The following is an 18,914-nucleotide window of genomic DNA, read 5'->3' on the forward strand; positions in this document are numbered from 1 at the left end:
AAGACCGGAATTCCAGTCTTTCATATTGCTTTTTTATCTTTTAAACCTCTTAGAGTATTTTTTCAGCATGAGAATGAGATTGGGAATTTGCTCGCTTCTAATGACGAGGACACCGTATTCCTGACAACGATTGGCATAAACTGGATTGATTTTTCCCGTACAAACAATTAACTTGAGGCAACTCTCCCCAGCAAAATGATTGGCATAGACTTCTAGTTCGTTGATGGCTTCAACTGATAAATCTGTCATCTTGCAGGAGATAAAGGTAATCGAGCGCCCCTTTCTCAGAATGACATCAATCTCATTTTGAACATTGTCTGTCTCTGGAAAGATACCATTCCAATCAATCTCAGCGCCTATCATGCATTCATCAAACAGCTGAGATTCAAGCGCCAAGAGATAAAGATACAACTCTAAAATATGCCCTTTGTTGCGACAAAAGACTTGGGCTTCTTGACTCGGAAAGCTGTAGCTTATTCGCTCCTTGTCCTCGTTTTCAATACGAAGCATCCCCGCTTCCACTAGTAAGGGGATGACGGTTTCTGGATAGTGATAATACCTGCCGTTGTTTTCCAGTATCTTTTCGGTTTCCGCATGCAGGTCATTGGTCTTAGCTAGAGAGAAAAATTGGGTCACTTGATACCAGTGGGCAGGGTTGGAAATGGCAGAGCTAGCTAGTTTTTTGATGGCTGCAATTTGCTCAACTGAGTGGATAGGGCGTTTGGATTTGAGCATTTTTCCACCACGTAAGGCTATCAACTGTTGTATGCTTAGGGTTGGAATGTCCAAGTCTTCTTTTTCCAACTGACTAGCTGTCCACTTGTATTGTTTGCCCCGCTCGACATCCATGGCAACGATGGGGAGGTGGCGATCCAAGCCATATTGATAGAGAGATAAGGCTAGTAGTGAATCTCCGCCAAAAACATCAAGAAGGATTTTGTCATAGCCTGCTAGGCAATAATCTAACTGGTCCGCTAGTTGTTCTAAAGACAGCTGACGAAAGATCACACGCTGGATATGGGGGACTTCGTCCGTGATAAAGTGACGCAGTGAAAGTTTATCGTTATTGCTTATTTTCGTCAAAGAAAGGAAGAGAATCTCGTCACAATCACTGACAAAGGCTTGGTAGACATTCTTTTCCAATACATGCCGATCATACAATTCCACCAAAAGACTCGCCATTGGACCACCTCCATCATCTACACTTTCTTGCGCCGAGAGCAATACAGCTCTACTGCTCGCATTTCCTACTTCTAGTATAGCATAAAATTAGGCTTGTCCCGATCTGACGCCACAAATAAAAACGAACAGAAACCTTGCAAAGTGGTTTCTATTCATTTGTAAAGATTTGATTTACTTGATTTTCTTGGCGAGCATGGTCGCAAATCGGAGTTGAATGCGATTGCCATTTTCATCGCGACGATGCAGATGTCCTGGATTTTCATTGTACTTGACCAACTCCCACTCCTTATAGTAGTCAGCCAATTCCCCTTCTTTAAAGGTGAATGGGAAGTTAACCGAGCAAGGATAATCCTCCGTGTCCATGGCACAGACGATGAGGTTGTAGCCACCGACCGTAGTTTTCTCCTGCATATTTTGGATGATAGCTGGAATACGGTCCGCTTGTAGGAACATCAGAACAACTGTCGATACGATGAAATCATACGCCTGCCCAATACTGGCTGAATTGATATCATAAAGTCCAACAGGCATGTCTAGATCCTCTTGCTCTACGATACTTTGCAAGATTTCAAGAGATAGTTCATTTTGATCCACAGCTGTCACATCAAAACCTTGCTGGGCTAAAAAGAGGGAATTACGTCCTTGACCACAACCCAAGTCCAAGGCTCTTCCAGGTTTTACCGTCTGCATAGCCTCTAGGACCTCTGAATGGACTGGATTGGTCTGGTACTTCTTAGAAAAGTAATCCTCGGGTCTACAATAAAACTCCAAGTACCATTCTACATCATCTGTGGCTGCCTCTACTCGATGCCAGGCTTGCGGTTGCGCCATGGGATTGTCGGCCCCTGCTTGGAAAAGGTGTTCAGCTAGAACCTCACCATCCTCTGTCAACTCAATAAACTTGAGTGCTCCTTTTACAACTGTAATCTTGCCCCAAGTACCCACTTTGGTATTGTGCTTCTGCTGGACAGCTTCGGGCATTGTTTGTTTATTCCACAAGGGCATGCGTTTATAGGCGATTAGTTTTTCCATTATTATTCCTCTTCTTATCGCTGGTTCACAGCTTTCATCACACGCGCGATGTCACGATTTTGTTCACGTCGCTTGATCGACTCCCGTTTGTCATAGTCATGTTTCCCTTTTGCAAGGCCTAAAAGGAGTTTGGCATAGCCATCTTTGAGATAGACTTTGAGGGGAACTAGGGTCATTCCTGTTCCTTTGGTTTCTTGTTCCAATTTTTGGATTTGCTTCTTATGGAGCAGGAGTTTGCGACGGCGTTCTGGCTCCTGATTCCAGATATTGCCTTCTTCGTAAGGAGCAATATGAACATTGCTCAACCAGACTTCCCCATTTTTTACTTGGGCAAAGCCGTCCTTGAGATTGATTCTAGCCGCTCGTACACTCTTGATTTCCGTTCCTGTCAGGACTATTCCTGCCTCTAGTGTATCTACGATTGTATAGTCGTGGTGCGCTTTTTTATTTTGTGCGACGACCTTTCCCTCGCCCTTTGCCATGCTTGGCTCCTTTCTTAGCTACTTCTTTGTAAAATGGTTTCTTACCCTTTTTCTTTTTGTCTTTAGAAGACGATTTGCGCTTATCATTAAAACGACCTTGTTTCTTCTTGTCTTCCTTCTTATCCGAACGACGACTTGAACTACGCCCTCTTTTTTTGCGATCAACTTGTTTCAAGCCTTTTTCAACGACATCAAACTCACTTGGGATATAAGAGAAGTCAATCTCACCTGTCGTCTTATCCGCTCTTTCAACGCGAATGCGAATCTGTTGCCCCACACGGAAGGTTATTCCTGACTTCTCTCCACGAAGAGTCAAATCACGCTCGTTGAAATGATAAAATTCAGGAAGATTGGTAATGTGAATCAAACCTTCGACTGTATTTGGTAATTCGACAAAGAGACCAAACTTGACAATGCTGGATACAACCGCATCGTACTCTTCGCCCACGTATTCTTCCATGTACTCAGCCTTTTTCATGGCTTCGACTTCACGCTCTGCCTCGATGGCACGACGCTCACGATTGGAAGACTGGGTCGCAATCTCTGGAATCACTTGCTCAAAATGCTCTGCTATTTCCTTGGAACGTCCATAGTCGCGAATCATCCGATGGACTAGTAGGTCTGGATAACGGCGAATCGGACTGGTAAAGTGAGTGTAATAGTCCGCAGCAAGTCCATAGTGGCCGTGATTGTGCTCCGAATAACGAGCTTGTTGCATAGAACGGAGAAGCATCATAGATAATACATCCGCATATGGCTCTCCCTCAACAGCACGCATGATGTCTTGGAGGGCCTCCTGGCTAATCTCACTGGCAGTCCCATAAATGCGCAAGCCAAAGCTCGAAGCATAATCAATAAACTTCTGAACTTTTTCAGCCTTGGGCTCCTCATGAATCCGATAGATAAAAGGTAGATCCATCTTGCTGAAGTGCTCGGCAACCGTTTCGTTGGCAATCAGCATGAAGGACTCAATCATGCGCTCAGCAACGCCGCGTTGACGAAGGACAATATCCACAGGCTTGCCTTTTTTATCCACCAAAATCTTAGCTTCACTGGTATCAAAATTAAGGGCACCACGTTTCTCACGCATGTTTTCTAGCCTTTCATGAAGCTTGGCCATTAACTCGATACTAGGAACAATTCTCTTAAACTCTTGTCTCTTTTCCTCATCGCCAGCCAGAATGTCATTGACAGCGCTATAGGTCATACGAAAACTTGTCTTGATAACCGTTTGTGTGATAGTGTAGTTGACTACATGACCATGCTTATCAATTTCCATAATGGCAGACTGGGTCAGGCGGTCAACTTGAGGATTGAGAGAGCAGATACCATTTGACAAACGCTCTGGAAGCATTGGAACCACTCGGTCTGTCACATAGACAGACGTCGCGCGGTTAAGAGCTTCCTTGTCAAGGGCAGAACCCTCGGTCACATAGTAGGAAACATCCGCGATGTGAACTCCGAGTTTGATATTGCCATTTTTCAAAGCCTTGATATGCACCGCGTCGTCCAAGTCCTTGGCATCCGCACCGTCAATGGTAAATGTAAGCTCATCTCTCAAATCAAGACGCCCTTCCATATCCTTTTCTGTGGGAGCATCAGGCACACTTTCTGCTTCTTTAAGGACAGCCTCTGGAAACTCGGATACGATATCCATAGACTCCAAAACCTCAAGAACATCAATACCTGGATCTGTCGAATGCCCTACCACGTCCAGCACACTAGCGACAAAGAAATCGTGTTTCTTACTTGGATATTTATCGATAAAGACCTTGAGAACTTCTGTTCCATCAAGTTTGAGGGCTGGTTTCTTAACATAGATGGGTTGGCTGATTTTCTGATTCTTTGAACGAATGTAACCCGCATACTTGGGCTTTTCCTGATCTAGAACGATTTGGCCGACAACTGTTGTCAGACTATGCTCTAGGATATCGATAATTTTGGCTTCCGCCGCTGTTCCCTTGTTACGATCAGCGACTTTCTTGATGACAACCTCAACAGTATCGCCATCAATAGCATAGTTGACATCGTTTTTCCCTACAAAAAGGTCGTCCTCCTCGCCTTCCAGACTGACAAAGCCAAAGCCATTTTTATGGGCATGAAAAATCCCCTTGAGAGTAATCTCATGTTTCTTCTTTTGGTCCAGACATAAGCTACCATCTTCTCCAAATCGAATCTGGTGCTTTCTTTCCATCAGAGACAGGGTTTTAATCAACTCACGAAAATCCTTGGATCCATCCTTTCCGAGAGCCTGAGCCAGGTCATTTACCGTCACTCGCCCCTTCTCTTGCAAATATTCTTTTATTCTATCTTTCATATTTTCTTTCTAGATTTTTATAATTTTTTTGATGGATAACTTTAGTAAACATTATTCAAAATAAAAATAGGCTAAGACCTAGTCTCGCCCATTTCTTATCTACTTGATAATACCGTCAGTGCTAAGGCAATGGCTAGCCAGAAAAAGACTAAAACACCTGTCAAACGTTGCATCACGGCTTCAAAACCACGCGCTTTACTACGTTCAAACAAATCACCTGAGCTGGCATCAAATACATTGCTGGATTGGTTCTTGGTTGGTTGCATGAAAATCGCAATCACAATCACAACAGATAATACTAATAAAATGGTTAATAATAGGTTGTACATATCAAACTCCTTAAAATCCCTATTATTTTACCATAAATTCTATTTAGATTCAAGATGTAGGGTTACTTTTCTTTCCTTGGGACAATACTTTAAAACTTCAATCTTGTCTGGGTGGGTTTTGGAGTTCTTACTGGTTAGATAATTTATGCTGCCACAAGAGGAGCATTTGAGATTGATTTTTACTCGCACTAGATTTCCTTTACTTTTAATAACGATCTAAATTGCACCACGTTAAATAGACAACTGAAAGCCACACAGGCTGCTGTCGCATAAAAGACAGCATGGTAGCCCAAATAGCCTGCAACTGCGGATCCCGCCATGGGACCAACAACACCTCCAAGATAGAAAAAGACTTGGTTAAATGCAAAAATCCTTGAAATGCCTACTTTGGGAGTCATCTTACTAAGTAATGCATTGACACCCGGTATGAGAGCGCCCGTTCCCAAACCAAAGAGAAAACGGTACAAGCCAAGTTGAAGGGGGCTGGTCGCATGGGCACAAAGAAGGTAAATGATGACTGAATACATCTGAGCCAGAATAAGAAGTCGATGATTCCCTAGCTTATCACCAAGCTTTCCCATCACTCCAGCGCTCATCATACTAGAAAATCCCATACTAGATACAATCAAGCCTGAGACGAAGAGGAGATTTTCGTTCTGCCCTAAGTCCCGCACATAGAGAGCTAGAATGGGGCCAATTGATTGAGCTGAAAATTGAATGACAAAGCTCGTCAAAAATAGGTTCGCTAAAAGCCTAGGATACTTGAAAGAAGAAAATACTTCTTTCGTTGGGATAGCCTTCTCCTTAGCTACTGGCTGAAAATCTTCCTTGATAAAGAAAATAGTTAAGATTGCAGCTACAAATAAGAAAGCACCTACCAATAAAAAGACATTACGAATGCCAAAAATTTCAGCAATAAAACCTCCAACAAAGGGACCCGTTAGTGTTCCTGCAACAACACCTGTAGATAGAGTTCCCAGAGCTGCTCCCGACTTATCTTTAGGTACCTGACTAGCAATCAAGGCTGTTGCATTGGGGACAAATCCAGTAAATACACCATTAAGCAAGCGCAGAAAGAGTAGTCAATAGATATTCGGAACAAAGGCCAAACCTCCCATAGTAATGGTCATGGCAAGGCCTGCTCGAATCATCATGGGTTTTCGACCGTACTTGTCAGCAAGAATGCCCCAGATGGGAGAAACCAAAGCTGCGGAAACAGCTGAAACTGAGATGGCTAATCCAGCATAGAAAGCAACCTGATCCTGTTCGATTCCCAACTGCTCCACAAAGATAGGCATAAAAGGGACGACTAAGGATATACTGGCCCCAGTTAGAAAACTACCAAACCAGGCGACACGAAGATTCTCTTTCCAACTAATCTCTTGCACAGCTATCGCCTCCTTCAAGTAACTTGACTACTTGACTCACAAGCTGATCACGACTGCCATTGTTATCTAATATACGACTCGCCAATTTTCTCTTTTCTGCTAAAGACCACTGGGTAGCCAGACGCGACTCGGCGACTTCCTTAGAAAGATGATCCCGTTTCATGAAACGTTCTAATTGGATATCATAGTCCACATAGACCAGCCACGTTTCATCAAACCAGTTGGCATATCCCTGTTCAAAAAGCAGGGGAATATCCATGAAAAAAATTGCTTCTGTCTGGGCTAACTGATCTCGCAATGCTGCCAGTTCCTCACGAATTATCTCTCCTTGTGTTTGCTTAGACCATTCCTGATCCTCAGGATTTGAAAAGATGAGACTAGCTAGGAGAGGGCGATTGAGTTCTCCACTTTCTAAGATAATTTCCTGTCCAAAATGCTGAACTAAGACCTGATATAGACGCCCACCAGGTCTTTGTAGCTGGTGGACAAGTCGGTCAGCATCTACCACTTGAAAGCCTTGCTGTCGAAGATAAGTTGTCACAGTTGATTTACCCGAAGCAATTCCTCCTGTGATTCCAATGATTTTTCCCATCAGTCCCTCCTTTGACACTGAGGACAAAAATGAGTTCCCCTTCCGCCAAGCTGGAATTTCTCAATGATGGTGCCACAGCATGAACATGCTTGACCAGTCTTATCATAGACCTGATGGAAATCCTGCATGGTTCCATCTTCCCCAAAGGCATTGGTATAGGTTCGAATGGTTGATCCGCCTTTTTCAACTGCCTGTCCCAAAACAGCAATGGTCTGGTCATGAATGGCTGTCGCTTCTGCTACTGTCAAAGTTTGGGAAGCTCTAGCTGGATGGACCTGAGCCCGCCAGAGGACCTCATCCACATAGATATTTCCAAGACCAGCGACCAAGGTTTGGTCTAGGAGATGGGATTTGATAGGCTTTTTAGATTTGGCTAGGGCAGCTTGAAAGACCTGCAAATCAAAGTCCTGCTCCCTTGGCTCAGGTCCTAGTTTTTTAGAAACAAAGTAAGCTTCCAATAGGTCGGGTGCCAGCAGTTCCATAGTACCAAACTTGCGTACATCCTCATAAACAAGCGTGCCCCCATCTTCAAACCGAATGAAAACATGGGCATGCTTGCGTTCAGGTACCTGGTCTGGATAGTAAAAATACTTTCCTTCCATTCGCAGATGGGAAATCAAGACCTTGTCTGTCAGGTAAAAAAGTAGATATTTTCCACGACGCCCCATGGACTCAACAATCTGACCAGGCACTCCCTTTTGAAACTCGTCCAAATCTGTCTTGATCATCTTAGGATAAGCAATCTCTATACTAGAAATTTTCTTTCCCAAAATCAATTTTTCTAAGCCACGACGAACGGTTTCAACCTCAGGTAATTCAGGCATGGTTCCTCCTTCTGTAAAAACAAGAAGCAGGCATGAGCCCACCTCTACTTAGTATTCTTTTTCATTATAGCCAAAGTCAGCCAAATCTAGCTTTTTATCACGCCAGTTTTTCTTGACCTTGACCCAAGTTTCTAGGAAGACCTTGTCCCCTAGCATGAGTTCGATATCACGACGGGCCATAGTCCCAATTTTCTTAAGCATAGCGCCACCTTTTCCGATGACAATGCCTTTTTGGCTATCGCGCTCGACCATAATGGTCGCCCGAATATGAACCTTGTCGGTCTCTTCGTCACGCTTCATGGAGTCAACTACCACTGCAACTGAGTGAGGAATTTCTTCACGAGTTAAATGAAGAACTTTCTCACGAATCATTTCTGAAACCAAGAAACGCTCATGTTTTCTTATCGCCTCGCAACTGCAGAAGCACACGACCCTCCTCGTCTGCCAGAATTCCACCAGCAAAATTCAGTATAACCTTATCATGCCTCACCTTGGAGCGAATATAGGAAATATAGTCTTGGGTCATATTTAATACTTTCTAATCTAAATTTTCAATATCATTTATAAAAAACGATAGCAAGGCTTTTTCTTTAACTCTTGAGACACCTAAATCATTTCTCATTTCATTCATTAGTTGTTCTGAGATTTTGAGTAATTTTTTACCATCCGAATCAGAAGTAGCAACTTTTCGGAATTCCATCCATTTTTCGACAACTTTTCTAGAACCCCATAACGTTATTTCTTTACTAAATTTTATCAAATCTGCAATTTGTTCCTCAGATGGATATGGCGAATTTTCTTTATCAGATTGATTTATTTTATATATCATTTCAACAAAATGATAATAAGCCGTTTCACGTTTTTGCGTTAAATATTGTAACCTAGTCTGCTTTATATCAAAAATTACTTTAAATGTAGTCGTAGCAATGGTGACAAATCCTGTAATAATCGCAACAACTATGATTGCATCATATGTTTTTAGAATGGAGAACAACTTCAAAAACCAATTGAAAGAAAAATACAATACTCCTAAAATTAGTAGCAGACCTACCAAACCTAAAAAAGTATTTCTTTTATTTCCCTGCATAGTCCCACTTTATTAATCCCTTCACTTTACATAGAAATTTTTAATCATAAGAAGATAACCAACCCAAACTCCTCGACTTATAACTAAACATCAAGCTACTCTTAAGTTTTAATACTCCTTCTCATTATAGCCAAAGTCAGCCAAATCTAGCTTTTTATCACGCCAGTTTTTCTTGACCTTGACCCAAGTTTCTAGGAAGACCTTGTCCCCTAGCATGAGTTCGATATCACGACGAGCCATAGTCCCAATTTTCTTGAGCATAGCGCCACCTTTACCGATGATGATACCCTTTTGGCTATCGCGCTCGACCATGATGGTAGCTCGGATATGAACCTTGTCTGTCTCTTCGTCACGTTTCATAGAGTCAACCACTACTGCGACTGAGTGAGGAATCTCTTCACGAGTTAGGTGCAAAACTTTCTCACGAATCATCTCTGAGACCAAGAAACGCTCTGGGTGATCTGTGATTTGATCAGCTGGGAAATACTGGAAACCTTCCTCCAGATTTTCACTAAGAATGTCGATTAGACGAGAAACATTATTTCCCTGAAGGGCTGAGATAGGCACAATCTCCTTAAAGTCCATCTGGTTACGGAAGTCATCTATCTGAGCCAGAAGTTGGTCTGGGTGGACCTTGTCAATCTTATTGACCACCAAAATCACTGGAACCTTGGCTGCTTTCAGACGCTCGATAATCATGTCGTCGCCTTTACCACGTGGCTCATCAGCTGGCACCATGAATAGAACAGTATCCACTTCACGAAGGGTACTATAGGCAGATTCCACCATGAAATCCCCAAGAGCTGTTTTAGGCTTGTGAATTCCTGGTGTGTCGATAAAGACGATTTGTTCCTTATCCGTGGTGTAAATCCCCATGATTTTATTGCGCGTTGTTTGCGCCTTGTCACTCATGATGGCAATCTTTTGCCCCATGACGTGATTTAAAAAGGTTGACTTCCCAACATTGGGACGTCCTAAAATGGCTACAAAGCCTGATTTAAATGTCATAATTTCCTCTTATTGTTTAAAATAGTAAATCCCAAATGCGTGGGAGAAAGATAAGTGCACCAATCACTGCGGCAAGAAGGGAAACCACAAGCACGGCACCAGCTGCCATGTCCTTGGCTTTCTTTGCCAACATAGAAAAGTGATAGTGACTGGCTAGATCCACCACATTTTCGATAGCAGAGTTAATAATCTCAAAGGCTACTACCAAGAAAATGCTCATTAGGAGAAAGAGCCATTCGATTCGTGACACCTGAAAAACAAAACCTGCAAGAATGACCACTAGAGCCGTCACTGCATGTTTTCGCATATTACGTTCTTCCTTAATGGCAGTCAGAATTCCTGTAAGGGCAAATTCTAAACTGGATACCAGGTCACGATTTTTCCATTTTCGTTTATTGTCTTGTGAGTCCATAGGCTGTCAAAATTTCTTCTTGTAAACTGAACATCTCCGCTTCTTCTTCCGGAGTGTAGTGATCGTAGCCGTTGATATGTAAAAAGCCGTGTACTGCCAAGAAGCCCATCTCACGCTCAAAGCTGTGACCGTATTCCTCAGCCTGCTCATGCGCTTTATCGATAGAGATGAAAAGTTCCCCAATATAGGCATCGAACTCAGACATCATTTCTGCTAATTCAGGGTTTTCAAGCAAATCTTCCTCATCAAAGGAGATGTCCAATTCCGGTTTATATTCAAGGCTGATGACATCTGTCGGGCGATCTGTATCACGATACTCGAGGTTGAGTTCGTGACTACGCTCATTGGTCACAAAAGTAACTGCCATCTCCTTGTCTTCTTTTCCTATTTTTTGGGCTGCAAATTCCAAAATTTCTTGGGTTTGTTGCAAGATTTCTTGTGAAACTTGACCAGTTTCATCTACCATTTCAATATACATGTACTTCTCGATTCTCTTTACTTGGCTTTATTATACCATATTTTCATGATTTTATTCTACCTTTTTGATATAATACTATGGAATACAATCACAAGGAGAGAACGATGTCATTTGACGGATTTTTTTTACACCACATGGTTGAGGAATTGCGAAGTGAGTTGGTCAATGGTCGCATCCAGAAAATCAATCAGCCTTTTGAACAAGAGTTGGTCTTGCAAATCCGCAGCAATCGCCAAAGCCATCGCCTGCTCCTCTCTGCTCATCCCGTTTTTGGACGCATTCAGCTGACCCAAACGACCTTTGAAAATCCAGCCCAACCTTCTACCTTTATCATGGTTTTGAGGAAGTATTTACAAGGTGCCGTGATTGAGTCCATTGAGCAAATCGAAAATGACCGTATCGTAGAGATCACGGTTTCCAATAAAAACGAGATTGGGGATCACATCCAGGCGACTCTGATTATAGAGATCATGGGCAAACACAGTAATATTCTTCTCGTGGATAAAAGTAGCCATAAAATCCTCGAAGTTATCAAACACGTTGGCTTTTCACAAAATAGCTACCGCACCTTACTTCCAGGTTCGACCTATATCGCTCCGCCAAGTACCGAATCCCGCAACCCTTTTACTATCAAGGATGAAAAACTCTTTGAAATCCTGCAAACACAGGAATTAACAGCTAAAAATCTTCAAAGTCTCTTTCAAGGTCTAGGACGTGATACGGCAAATGAATTGGAAAACATTCTTGTCAGTGATAAACTGTCTACTTTCCGAAACTTCTTCGGGCAAGAAACCAGGCCTTTCCTAACGGAGACTTCTTTCAGTCCAGTTCCTTTTGCCAATCATGTAGGAGAGCCTTTTGCCAGCCTTTCTGACTTGCTGGACACCTACTATAAGGACAAGGCTGAACGCGACCGCGTCAAACAGCAAGCCAGTGAACTCATTCGCCGCGTTGAAAATGAGCTTCAGAAAAATCGCCACAAACTCAAAAAACAAGAAAAAGAGTTACTGGCGACAGATAATGCTGAGGAATTTCGCCAAAAAGGAGAATTGCTGACAACCTTCCTCCACCAAGTGCCTAATGACCAAGACCAGGTTACCTTGGACAACTACTACACCAATCAGCCTATCACCATTGCTCTTGATAAGGCTCTAACACCCAGTCAGAATGCCCAGCGCTACTTTAAACGCTACCAGAAGCTCAAAGAAGCTGTCAAATACCTGACTGAGCTGATCGAAGAAACCAAGTATACCATTCTCTATCTGGAAAGTGTGGAAACTGTTCTCAGTCAAGCTGGACTAGAGGAAATCGCTGAAATCCGTGAAGAATTGATCCAAACAGGCTTTATTAGAAGACGACAACGCGAGAAAATCCAAAAACGCAAAAAACCAGAACAGTATCTGGCTAGTGACGGGAAAACCATCATCTATGTCGGACGAAACAACTTGCAAAATGAAGAACTAACCTTTAAAATGGCTCGCAAGGAAGAACTTTGGTTCCATGCCAAGGACATCCCTGGCAGCCATGTTGTTATCTCAGGAAATCTGAATCCTTCTGATGAAGTGAAGACAGACGCAGCCGAGCTCGCAGCCTACTTCTCCAAAGGGCGCTTATCAAATCTCGTGCAAGTGGATATGATTGAAGTCAAGAAACTCAACAAACCAACAGGTGGAAAACCCGGTTTTGTTACTTATACTGGACAAAAGACCCTCCGTGTCACACCAGACCCAGAAAAAATCGCATCTATGAAAAAATCCTGATTTCACTTGAAATCAGGATTTTCTATTACAAATTTACTCTGCAATCAAGGTTTCTAAGCCAACCTTCATCATATCGGTGAAGGTATTTTGGCGTTCTTCTGCAGTGGTGTCTTCGTCTGGGTTGACCAAACTATCAGAAATGGTCATAATAGCAAGTGCATCAACGTGGTGTTGGGCAGCAAGATAGTAAAGGGCTGCTGCTTCCATTTCCACAGCCTTAACGCCCCATTTACCAAGCTCGATATTCTTTTCAAAGTAATTTGAGTAAAAGACATCAGATGACAAAACGTTCCCAACGTGGGTTGTCATACCAAGTTCTTTTGCAATATGGTAGGCCTTGTCTAGCAAATCAAAGCTAGCGATTTGCGGGAAATCGTACTGTGGCCAATCATTGCGGATGATGTTTGAGTTAGTCGCAGCTGCCTGCGCCAAAACCAATTCACGGACATGAACATCCTCGTTCAAGGAACCAGCGGTTCCGACACGGATCAATTTTTTCACTCCGTAGTCTACAATTAACTCACGCGCATAAATCGAAATCGATGGCATTCCCATCCCAGTTCCCATGACAGATACACGGTGATCCTTGTAAGTACCAGTGTAACCAAACATGTTACGCACTTCATTAAAACAAACAGCATCTTCAAGGAAATTCTCCGCAATAAATTTAGCACGAAGAGGATCCCCCGGAAGAAGAATTTTGTCAGCAATTTCACCCTGCTGAGCAGCAATATGGATAGACATAATTTATGATACAAAGAGCGACAAGAAAACGACTGAAAATTAGGAATCTGACGAGAGATCCTGATTTCTCAGTCAGATTATCTATTTTCCGAGTTTTCCGCTCGTGTTCAAATTAGAACACCTCGCTCTACCTTTCTATAATTTTTATAAATTTTAGATAGAATCTCGACTTTTGATACTAGGTGTAAATTATAAATACTCTTTTTCAAATAGACCTAGAGTTGTTCTTAAAAAAGCTAAGGGCAAACTATAAATCGCCTTATTGTATTCCGACACCATTTCATTGTAGTGTAATTTTTGATTGGCAACTAGTACTTCTGATTCTTTGATTTCAGCTATCAGATCCTTAATACTTTGATCGGCTGTAATATTGGTGTCCCTTTCAATTTGTTCCAATATTTTGCTCTTCGTTTCCTCTACTTGAGAAGAGTGTGCGTGGGATGAAACCGTCCCAGATTCTCCATAAAATTTACGCTTAGACTCCGAATGATTTGCCTGGTTTTTATCATTTGTGGAATTATTGACAGAACGTGTTTCTTCTAACAAGTCTGAAACATTTTTACGAACGGACATTTTTAATTCATGGTCTACAATCTTATCCGTTAATTCACGAAGCTGGATAATTAATTTTTCAACATACTGTTCTTTAATTTGAATTGCACTATAGGAAGAGCGAATGAGTTCTTTTAAGTTAATAACTTTATGGTATTGAAATAGAAAGACTATGATTAGATAACTCAAAACTGAAAAAACAATGGACGCTCCTTGAAATGGCTCGTAATTGGTTTCACTACCAGAATTATTAAAGGCTGCAAAAATAAATAGCCAAACCAAGGTTAGGAGAACGATTATTAAAATCCCACGAATAATTCTAAAAAATGGATTATTAAATAAACTTAACATCGTACCCCCTTACAATTCTGCAAGAATAGCTTTCAGCAAGCCCTTAAAGTCGCCTTTGACACGTTCAGTCACTTCTACAACTTCCTCGTGATTGAGTTCTTCTTGGAATCCAGCAGCATGGTTAGTGATACATGAAATACCTAGAACTTTCAAACCTGAGTGGGCTGCCACGATAACTTCAGGAACCGTAGACATACCAACAGCATCTGCTCCCAGTGTCTTATAGGCACGAATCTCTGCTGGGGTTTCATAAGTCGGACCTGTTACACCAATATAGACACCTTCATCAAGCTTGATACCAAGTTTCTTAGCCACTTCATGGGCAGTAGCACGATATTCTGGAGTGTAGGCTTTAGACATATCTGGGAAACGTGGACCAAAATCATCCAAATTTTCACCCATCAATGGATTTTGACCCGTCATATTGATATGGTCTGAGATAGCCATCAAGGTACCAGGACCAAATCCAATACCTCCTGCAGCATTGGTTACAATGACACCTTCACATCCGAGAACTTTCATCACACGTACTGGGAAAGTCACCACTTCCAGAGGATTTCCTTCATAGAAATGGAAACGACCTTGAAGAGCCAAGACCTTGCGACCTGCAAGTTCTCCATATACTAATTTCCCAGCGTGACCAACTACTGTTGAACGACCCCAGTTTGGAATGTCTGTATAGTCTACAACAACAGGATTTTGGATTTCTTCTGCCAGTTCTCCCAGACCTGATCCAAGGATTAGACCGAACTCAGGCGCTTGGATTCCCTTATCTTTCAGAAAAGTAGCTGTTTCCTTGATTTTGTCTAAAAATGTCATTGTGTGTCTCCTTTATTATTTTTTAGCATTTGATCGATTTTGTCAAAAGTTTTAGCATTACGAATGGTGATTTGGCGGTAGAAAGGCATCTTGAGTAAGTATTTGTGATAGGCCGTTTCGTAGTACGATTCTTCGGAGTATTTTCCCCAGAAAACACCAAGTTTTCCAAAATGAACGACTTCATCTTCCAGTTCCAAACCGTTCACTTTCTCGATGACTTGATCCACATCCAAGCCCTCCGTGTAGAAGAGGACGTCTTTTCGTGCTAAGTCTTCGTTCCACCAACCTGGTAGATTGTCAAGCTCCGCCTCAAAGTCCTCTAGACTCAGCAAAGAAAAGCTCTGAATAAATGGATAATGGACTTCAAAGAAAGTCTCTAACTGTTCAACCGATCGGGCTTTGGGAGCGGTCGAAGTAAAGAAAATATTGCCACTGTTGATGTAGGTTTCAACCTTTTCCAGTCCCAACTCTGTCAGTTCTTGACGAAGCTCCGCCATGACAACCCTATTTTTCCCACCGACATTAATGCCCCGAACAAGTAAAGCATACCTCTTCATCTTATACCAATTTATCTAAGAAACTTTCTCCAATCATGGCTGTTTCAACACCAAAGTTATCCGCAACTGTTGCAGAGATATCTGCAAAATGTCCAACTGGAATGACACCATTTCCTTTAAAGGATGGACTGTAAGCCAAAAGTGGAATGTATTCACGAGTGTGGTCTGTACCGGCGTAGGTTGGGTCATTCCCATGGTCCGCAGTAATCAAAAGAAGGTCATTCTCTCGCATGGCTGCGATAATTTCAGGCAAGCGCCCATCAAACTCATGCAAGCAATCACGGTAACCATGAGCGTTACGGCGGTGACCGTAAAGAGCATCAAAGTCTACCAAGTTTGTAAATGAGAATCCTTTTTCAAACTCAGCAAGTCCCATGGTCTTCAATAATGTATCAATTCCGTGGCTGTTTGACTTGTTGTGGCCCATGTCATGATTGATACCAGCGCCATTAAAGATATCGTTGATTTTACCAACAGCATAAGTATCGATACCTGCTTCATTGAGTTTATCGAGAACAGTTGGAGCAAATGGAGATACGGCCAAGTCACGACGATTTGCTGTACGAGTGAAGTTACCAGGCTCACCAACATATGGACGAGCAATGATACGACCTAGAAGGGCAGGACGCTCAAGGGTAATCGAACGAGCGTATTCACAAATACGGTACAATTCATCCAAAGAGATGATGTCTTCATGGGCAGCAATCTGCAAAACAGGATCTGCTGAAGTATAGATAATCAACTCCCCAGTTTCCATCTGACGTGGTCCAAAATCGTCGATAACAGCTGTTCCTGAGTACGGTTTATTGGCTTCACGAATGATCTTGCGTCCTGAGAATTCTTCGATTTTCGTCAAGATTTCTTCCGGGAATCCGTTCCAGAAAGTATCGAAAGGTTCTGTAATGTTAAGACCCATGATTTCCCAGTGACCAGTCATTGTGTCCTTACCAAGGGAAACTTCTTCTAATTTCGTTGCATAACCTGTTGGATTGCTTTCAGCTGGTACAGTCTTCAGAGGAGTTTCACGAGGAATATTTCCTAGACCGATTTTAGCCATGTTTGGCACATTCAAACCAACTGTTTTGGAAATGTGTCCTAGTGTGTCAGAAGCACCGTCTGGAACCCCTGCATTGACAAAGTTATTGGCATCTGGTGCAGCACCGATTCCCACAGAATCCAGTACCACCAAGTGAATACGATTAAATTTTGACATAGTGTGTCTCCTTTTATTTCCCTTTTGTTGAAGTTAAAATCTGAACGCCATTTCGTCCAGCTACGATGACCTTATCCACCATTTGGTTGAATAAACCGTGCTCTACGACACCAACGACATGGTCCAATTCTTGCCCGAAGGCAATTGGATCTTCAATGACATCCAAGGCTAGGTCAATGATAAAGTTCTGCATATCAGTCACAAAACGTTGGCCGTCTTTTTCACGGAAACTTGGTTTGTAGCCAGCTCGATCAAAACGACGAAAGACCTGTTCTGCACCATACTGAACCACTTCTACTGGCAATTTAAAAGCACCTAGTTTTTCTACCAGTTTGCTTTCATCAACTACCCAAATGTATTTTTTTGATGGTGTCGCTACAACCTTCTCCATCAGAAGGGCACCACCACCACCTTTGATCCCGTTGAACTGGCTATCTACTTCATCCGCCCCGTCAACCGTCACATCGACAAAGTCTACTTGATCAATCGACTTGAGTGGGATGTTAAGACCTTCAGCCTGTTTACTGGTCACACTGGAAGTCGTTACAGCAACAATCTGCAAACCTTCTTCCTTAATCCGACGACCTACTTCCTCTACGAAATAGTAGGCAGTAGAGCCAGTTCCCAGACCGACTACCATACCATCCTTGACAAACTCAGCAGCCTTGATACCTGCCATCTTTTTCAGATTCTCCACTTAAATACCTCCATTAAAGAGTTACTTTTATTATAACATGTATCCGTTTTTATTTCATGAATACACTTGAAAAACCCGAACATTTTTATTTCGGGTTTTGGTGTCCTATTTAACCATATCAGGATCGTAATCATAGAATCCTGTATCGAGGAAACGGTTTTTAGGGTGTAACTTGCGCACTTCCTCATCTAACAAGAAGGCTTGGTCATGACTAAAGTTGCCCTCTTGGATCAAGCTACGCGCTTGGATAAAGAGTTTAGCAATCTCAACAAAGTTTTGACCTGGTGTGTAGAGTCCTTCTAGCTTCCAATGGGTGAAACCATGCTCCACTAATTCTGTCAATTTAGTCATCAAATCAAGGTCATTGTTAGCAAAGATATGGGTACCATGATTATCTTCAAAGATGGAATAATGGCTCTCAGGGTCACTCGGTTCTGCCAAGAAAAGGTCACGCTTACGTGTCTTTTCATCATCTATATGCGTAAAGTTATAGTAGTTTTGTAAGAGCGGACGCTTAGAATGGTGAATGACACTGGCACCATAAACCAACACTTCAGCAGGAATTTCCAAAATCTCAGGCATCTTAAAGAGTTCAGCAGATGGAATTTCACGCGCCAAAACCGCCTCAGAAGCTCCTGCCTTTTGACCCCAGAAGTTAATTTGACGACTGCTTGTCACCATAGTTGAAGCATCGTAGATAGTCTTGAAGGAATAGCCATCACGGTTGACCACATAAAAAACACCTGCATCTCCTACTGTAATATAGTCTGTCTTGATTTCTTCCAAGAAGTCTAGGAAGGGCTTGATACGGTCCATCATATCTTGGTGCATGAGGGCGTTAACTGCAACGATTAATTCCTTACCCGCATCATGAACGAGCTTAGCGATGGTGCGCAACTCTTCATAACTAAAGGTCGTTGGCAGACGAAGGCCAAAATCTTTCTCACCGACATAGATACGGTCTACGCCAGCTTCGAGTAACTGTTCAACTTGTTCAATACTTTCAGCAGTTGCTGTAATGATAATCTTTTCCATAAGAAAAATTATACCACATTTCTCAAAAATCAGCTATGGGTACTGAGAGTTTTAT

Annotated in this window: 20 protein-coding genes and 3 pseudogenes; 1 reads left to right on the forward strand and 22 read right to left on the reverse strand. The window is 42.4% G+C overall.

Translation table 11 applies throughout. The annotated features are described in order from the left end of the window. Positions 1 to 33 precede the first annotated feature (33 nt). From DF216_RS01155 to ybeY, 15 genes and pseudogenes are all read right to left on the reverse strand, one after another. Positions 34 to 1,182, reverse strand: a complete 1,149-nt coding sequence (locus DF216_RS01155) for a DUF1887 family protein (RefSeq protein WP_129325862.1) — start codon at positions 1,180 to 1,182, stop codon at positions 34 to 36. 171 nt (positions 1,183 to 1,353) lie between these two features. Then, on the reverse strand, positions 1,354 to 2,214 hold the full coding sequence (tehB, locus tag DF216_RS01160; RefSeq protein ID WP_129325679.1) for an SAM-dependent methyltransferase TehB: 861 nt from the start codon (positions 2,212 to 2,214) through the stop codon (positions 1,354 to 1,356). A gap of 14 nt (positions 2,215 to 2,228) precedes the next feature. Then, positions 2,229 to 2,696 (reverse strand): SsrA-binding protein SmpB, encoded by a 468-nt coding sequence (smpB, locus tag DF216_RS01165; RefSeq protein WP_061416701.1) that lies wholly within the window; start codon positions 2,694 to 2,696, stop codon positions 2,229 to 2,231. Further along, positions 2,659 to 5,013, reverse strand: coding sequence for a ribonuclease R (rnr, locus tag DF216_RS01170; RefSeq protein ID WP_129325680.1), 2,355 nt, complete (start codon positions 5,011 to 5,013; stop codon positions 2,659 to 2,661). Before rnr ends, smpB begins: the two co-directional genes overlap by 38 nt. Before the next feature lie 95 nt (positions 5,014 to 5,108). Beyond that, positions 5,109 to 5,342, reverse strand: a complete 234-nt coding sequence (secG, locus tag DF216_RS01175) for a preprotein translocase subunit SecG (protein ID WP_007519515.1) — start codon at positions 5,340 to 5,342, stop codon at positions 5,109 to 5,111. Between the two features lie 39 nt (positions 5,343 to 5,381). Beyond that, positions 5,382 to 5,531: a 50S ribosomal protein L33 gene (rpmG, locus tag DF216_RS01180; RefSeq protein ID WP_001809104.1), complete on the reverse strand. Its 150-nt coding sequence runs from the start codon at positions 5,529 to 5,531 to the stop codon at positions 5,382 to 5,384. Beyond that, positions 5,531 to 6,730, reverse strand: a pseudogene (locus DF216_RS01185) (multidrug efflux MFS transporter). Before DF216_RS01185 ends, rpmG begins: the two are co-directional and overlap by 1 nt. Next, a complete protein-coding gene (coaE, locus tag DF216_RS01190) occupies positions 6,717 to 7,322 on the reverse strand; it encodes a dephospho-CoA kinase (protein ID WP_129325681.1) in 606 nt (201 codons plus the stop codon). Before coaE ends, DF216_RS01185 begins: the two are co-directional and overlap by 14 nt. Then, positions 7,322 to 8,146, reverse strand: a complete 825-nt coding sequence (gene mutM, locus DF216_RS01195; RefSeq protein WP_129325682.1) for a DNA-formamidopyrimidine glycosylase — start codon at positions 8,144 to 8,146, stop codon at positions 7,322 to 7,324. The genes coaE and mutM overlap by 1 nt, the downstream gene beginning before the upstream one ends. Positions 8,147 to 8,194: 48 nt before the next feature. After that, positions 8,195 to 8,539, reverse strand: a pseudogene (era, locus tag DF216_RS01200) (GTPase Era); the annotation flags it as partial. A gap of 1 nt (position 8,540) precedes the next feature. Then, positions 8,541 to 8,672: pseudogene (locus DF216_RS01205) on the reverse strand (DNA mismatch repair protein MutT); the annotation flags it as partial. Positions 8,673 to 8,684: 12 nt separating this feature from the next. Continuing rightward, entirely contained in the window at positions 8,685 to 9,233 is a 549-nt protein-coding gene (locus DF216_RS01210; RefSeq protein ID WP_129325684.1) for a hypothetical protein, read from the reverse strand. 108 nt (positions 9,234 to 9,341) lie between these two features. Continuing rightward, on the reverse strand, positions 9,342 to 10,241 hold the full coding sequence (gene era, locus DF216_RS01215; protein WP_000143274.1) for a GTPase Era: 900 nt from the start codon (positions 10,239 to 10,241) through the stop codon (positions 9,342 to 9,344). Between the two features lie 16 nt (positions 10,242 to 10,257). Next, the gene (locus DF216_RS01220; protein WP_061409093.1) at positions 10,258 to 10,653 is read right to left on the reverse strand and encodes a diacylglycerol kinase family protein; all 396 of its coding nucleotides are present in this window, start codon (positions 10,651 to 10,653) and stop codon (positions 10,258 to 10,260) included. Next, the gene (ybeY, locus tag DF216_RS01225) at positions 10,634 to 11,131 is read right to left on the reverse strand and encodes an rRNA maturation RNase YbeY (RefSeq protein WP_084973741.1); all 498 of its coding nucleotides are present in this window, start codon (positions 11,129 to 11,131) and stop codon (positions 10,634 to 10,636) included. Before ybeY ends, DF216_RS01220 begins: the two co-directional genes overlap by 20 nt. Positions 11,132 to 11,235: 104 nt before the next feature. Here ybeY and pavA point away from each other — a divergent pair, with 104 nt between their 5' ends. Next, positions 11,236 to 12,891, forward strand: coding sequence for an Rqc2 family fibronectin-binding protein PavA (gene pavA, locus DF216_RS01230; RefSeq protein ID WP_084973743.1), 1,656 nt, complete (start codon positions 11,236 to 11,238; stop codon positions 12,889 to 12,891). A 33-nt stretch (positions 12,892 to 12,924) separates the two neighbouring features. Here the strand turns inward: pavA and deoD are convergent, their stop codons facing one another. The 7 genes from deoD to DF216_RS01265 all read right to left on the reverse strand — a co-directional run bounded on the left by deoD (position 12,925) and on the right by DF216_RS01265 (position 18,859). Continuing rightward, on the reverse strand, positions 12,925 to 13,635 hold the full coding sequence (gene deoD, locus DF216_RS01235) for a purine-nucleoside phosphorylase (RefSeq protein WP_129325685.1): 711 nt from the start codon (positions 13,633 to 13,635) through the stop codon (positions 12,925 to 12,927). Positions 13,636 to 13,824: 189 nt separating this feature from the next. Then, positions 13,825 to 14,538, reverse strand: a complete 714-nt coding sequence (locus tag DF216_RS01240; RefSeq protein WP_129325686.1) for a LemA family protein — start codon at positions 14,536 to 14,538, stop codon at positions 13,825 to 13,827. Between the two features lie 9 nt (positions 14,539 to 14,547). Continuing rightward, positions 14,548 to 15,357 (reverse strand): purine-nucleoside phosphorylase, encoded by an 810-nt coding sequence (locus DF216_RS01245; protein ID WP_129325687.1) that lies wholly within the window; start codon positions 15,355 to 15,357, stop codon positions 14,548 to 14,550. Beyond that, positions 15,354 to 15,914, reverse strand: a complete 561-nt coding sequence (locus DF216_RS01250; protein WP_129325688.1) for a DUF1697 domain-containing protein — start codon at positions 15,912 to 15,914, stop codon at positions 15,354 to 15,356. Before DF216_RS01250 ends, DF216_RS01245 begins: the two co-directional genes overlap by 4 nt. Before the next feature lies 1 nt (position 15,915). Continuing rightward, positions 15,916 to 17,127: a phosphopentomutase gene (locus DF216_RS01255; protein ID WP_129325689.1), complete on the reverse strand. Its 1,212-nt coding sequence runs from the start codon at positions 17,125 to 17,127 to the stop codon at positions 15,916 to 15,918. Between the two features lie 13 nt (positions 17,128 to 17,140). Beyond that, positions 17,141 to 17,824 carry a ribose-5-phosphate isomerase RpiA gene (gene rpiA, locus DF216_RS01260; RefSeq protein ID WP_129325690.1) on the reverse strand — a complete coding sequence of 228 codons (684 nt, stop codon included), beginning with the start codon at positions 17,822 to 17,824 and terminating at the stop codon, positions 17,141 to 17,143. Positions 17,825 to 17,929: 105 nt separating this feature from the next. Then, the gene (locus DF216_RS01265) at positions 17,930 to 18,859 is read right to left on the reverse strand and encodes a peptidase U32 family protein (protein WP_049518552.1); all 930 of its coding nucleotides are present in this window, start codon (positions 18,857 to 18,859) and stop codon (positions 17,930 to 17,932) included. Positions 18,860 to 18,914 lie beyond the last annotated feature (55 nt).

This window comes from Streptococcus oralis (assembly GCF_004127215.1).
Lineage (GTDB): Bacteria > Bacillota > Bacilli > Lactobacillales > Streptococcaceae > Streptococcus > Streptococcus oralis_BD.

Excerpts from the sequence above, each read along its gene's own strand:
- DF216_RS01155 (WP_129325862.1), bottom strand. The coding sequence starts at position 1,182 with ATGGCGAGTCTTTTGGTGGAATTGTATGATCGGCATGTATTGGAAAAG.
- tehB (WP_129325679.1), bottom strand. The coding sequence starts at position 2,214 with ATGGAAAAACTAATCGCCTATAAACGCATGCCCTTGTGGAATAAACAA.
- smpB (WP_061416701.1), bottom strand. The coding sequence starts at position 2,696 with ATGGCAAAGGGCGAGGGAAAGGTCGTCGCACAAAATAAAAAAGCGCAC.
- rnr (WP_129325680.1), bottom strand. The coding sequence starts at position 5,013 with ATGAAAGATAGAATAAAAGAATATTTGCAAGAGAAGGGGCGAGTGACG.
- secG (WP_007519515.1), bottom strand. The coding sequence starts at position 5,342 with ATGTACAACCTATTATTAACCATTTTATTAGTATTATCTGTTGTGATT.
- coaE (WP_129325681.1), bottom strand. The coding sequence starts at position 7,322 with ATGGGAAAAATCATTGGAATCACAGGAGGAATTGCTTCGGGTAAATCA.
- mutM (WP_129325682.1), bottom strand. The coding sequence starts at position 8,146 with ATGCCTGAATTACCTGAGGTTGAAACCGTTCGTCGTGGCTTAGAAAAA.
- DF216_RS01210 (WP_129325684.1), bottom strand. The coding sequence starts at position 9,233 with ATGCAGGGAAATAAAAGAAATACTTTTTTAGGTTTGGTAGGTCTGCTA.
- era (WP_000143274.1), bottom strand. The coding sequence starts at position 10,241 with ATGACATTTAAATCAGGCTTTGTAGCCATTTTAGGACGTCCCAATGTT.
- DF216_RS01220 (WP_061409093.1), bottom strand. The coding sequence starts at position 10,653 with ATGGACTCACAAGACAATAAACGAAAATGGAAAAATCGTGACCTGGTA.
- ybeY (WP_084973741.1), bottom strand. The coding sequence starts at position 11,131 with ATGTATATTGAAATGGTAGATGAAACTGGTCAAGTTTCACAAGAAATC.
- pavA (WP_084973743.1), top strand. The coding sequence starts at position 11,236 with ATGTCATTTGACGGATTTTTTTTACACCACATGGTTGAGGAATTGCGA.
- deoD (WP_129325685.1), bottom strand. The coding sequence starts at position 13,635 with ATGTCTATCCATATTGCTGCTCAGCAGGGTGAAATTGCTGACAAAATT.
- DF216_RS01240 (WP_129325686.1), bottom strand. The coding sequence starts at position 14,538 with ATGTTAAGTTTATTTAATAATCCATTTTTTAGAATTATTCGTGGGATT.
- DF216_RS01245 (WP_129325687.1), bottom strand. The coding sequence starts at position 15,357 with ATGACATTTTTAGACAAAATCAAGGAAACAGCTACTTTTCTGAAAGAT.
- DF216_RS01250 (WP_129325688.1), bottom strand. The coding sequence starts at position 15,914 with ATGAAGAGGTATGCTTTACTTGTTCGGGGCATTAATGTCGGTGGGAAA.
- DF216_RS01255 (WP_129325689.1), bottom strand. The coding sequence starts at position 17,127 with ATGTCAAAATTTAATCGTATTCACTTGGTGGTACTGGATTCTGTGGGA.
- DF216_RS01265 (WP_049518552.1), bottom strand. The coding sequence starts at position 18,859 with ATGGAAAAGATTATCATTACAGCAACTGCTGAAAGTATTGAACAAGTT.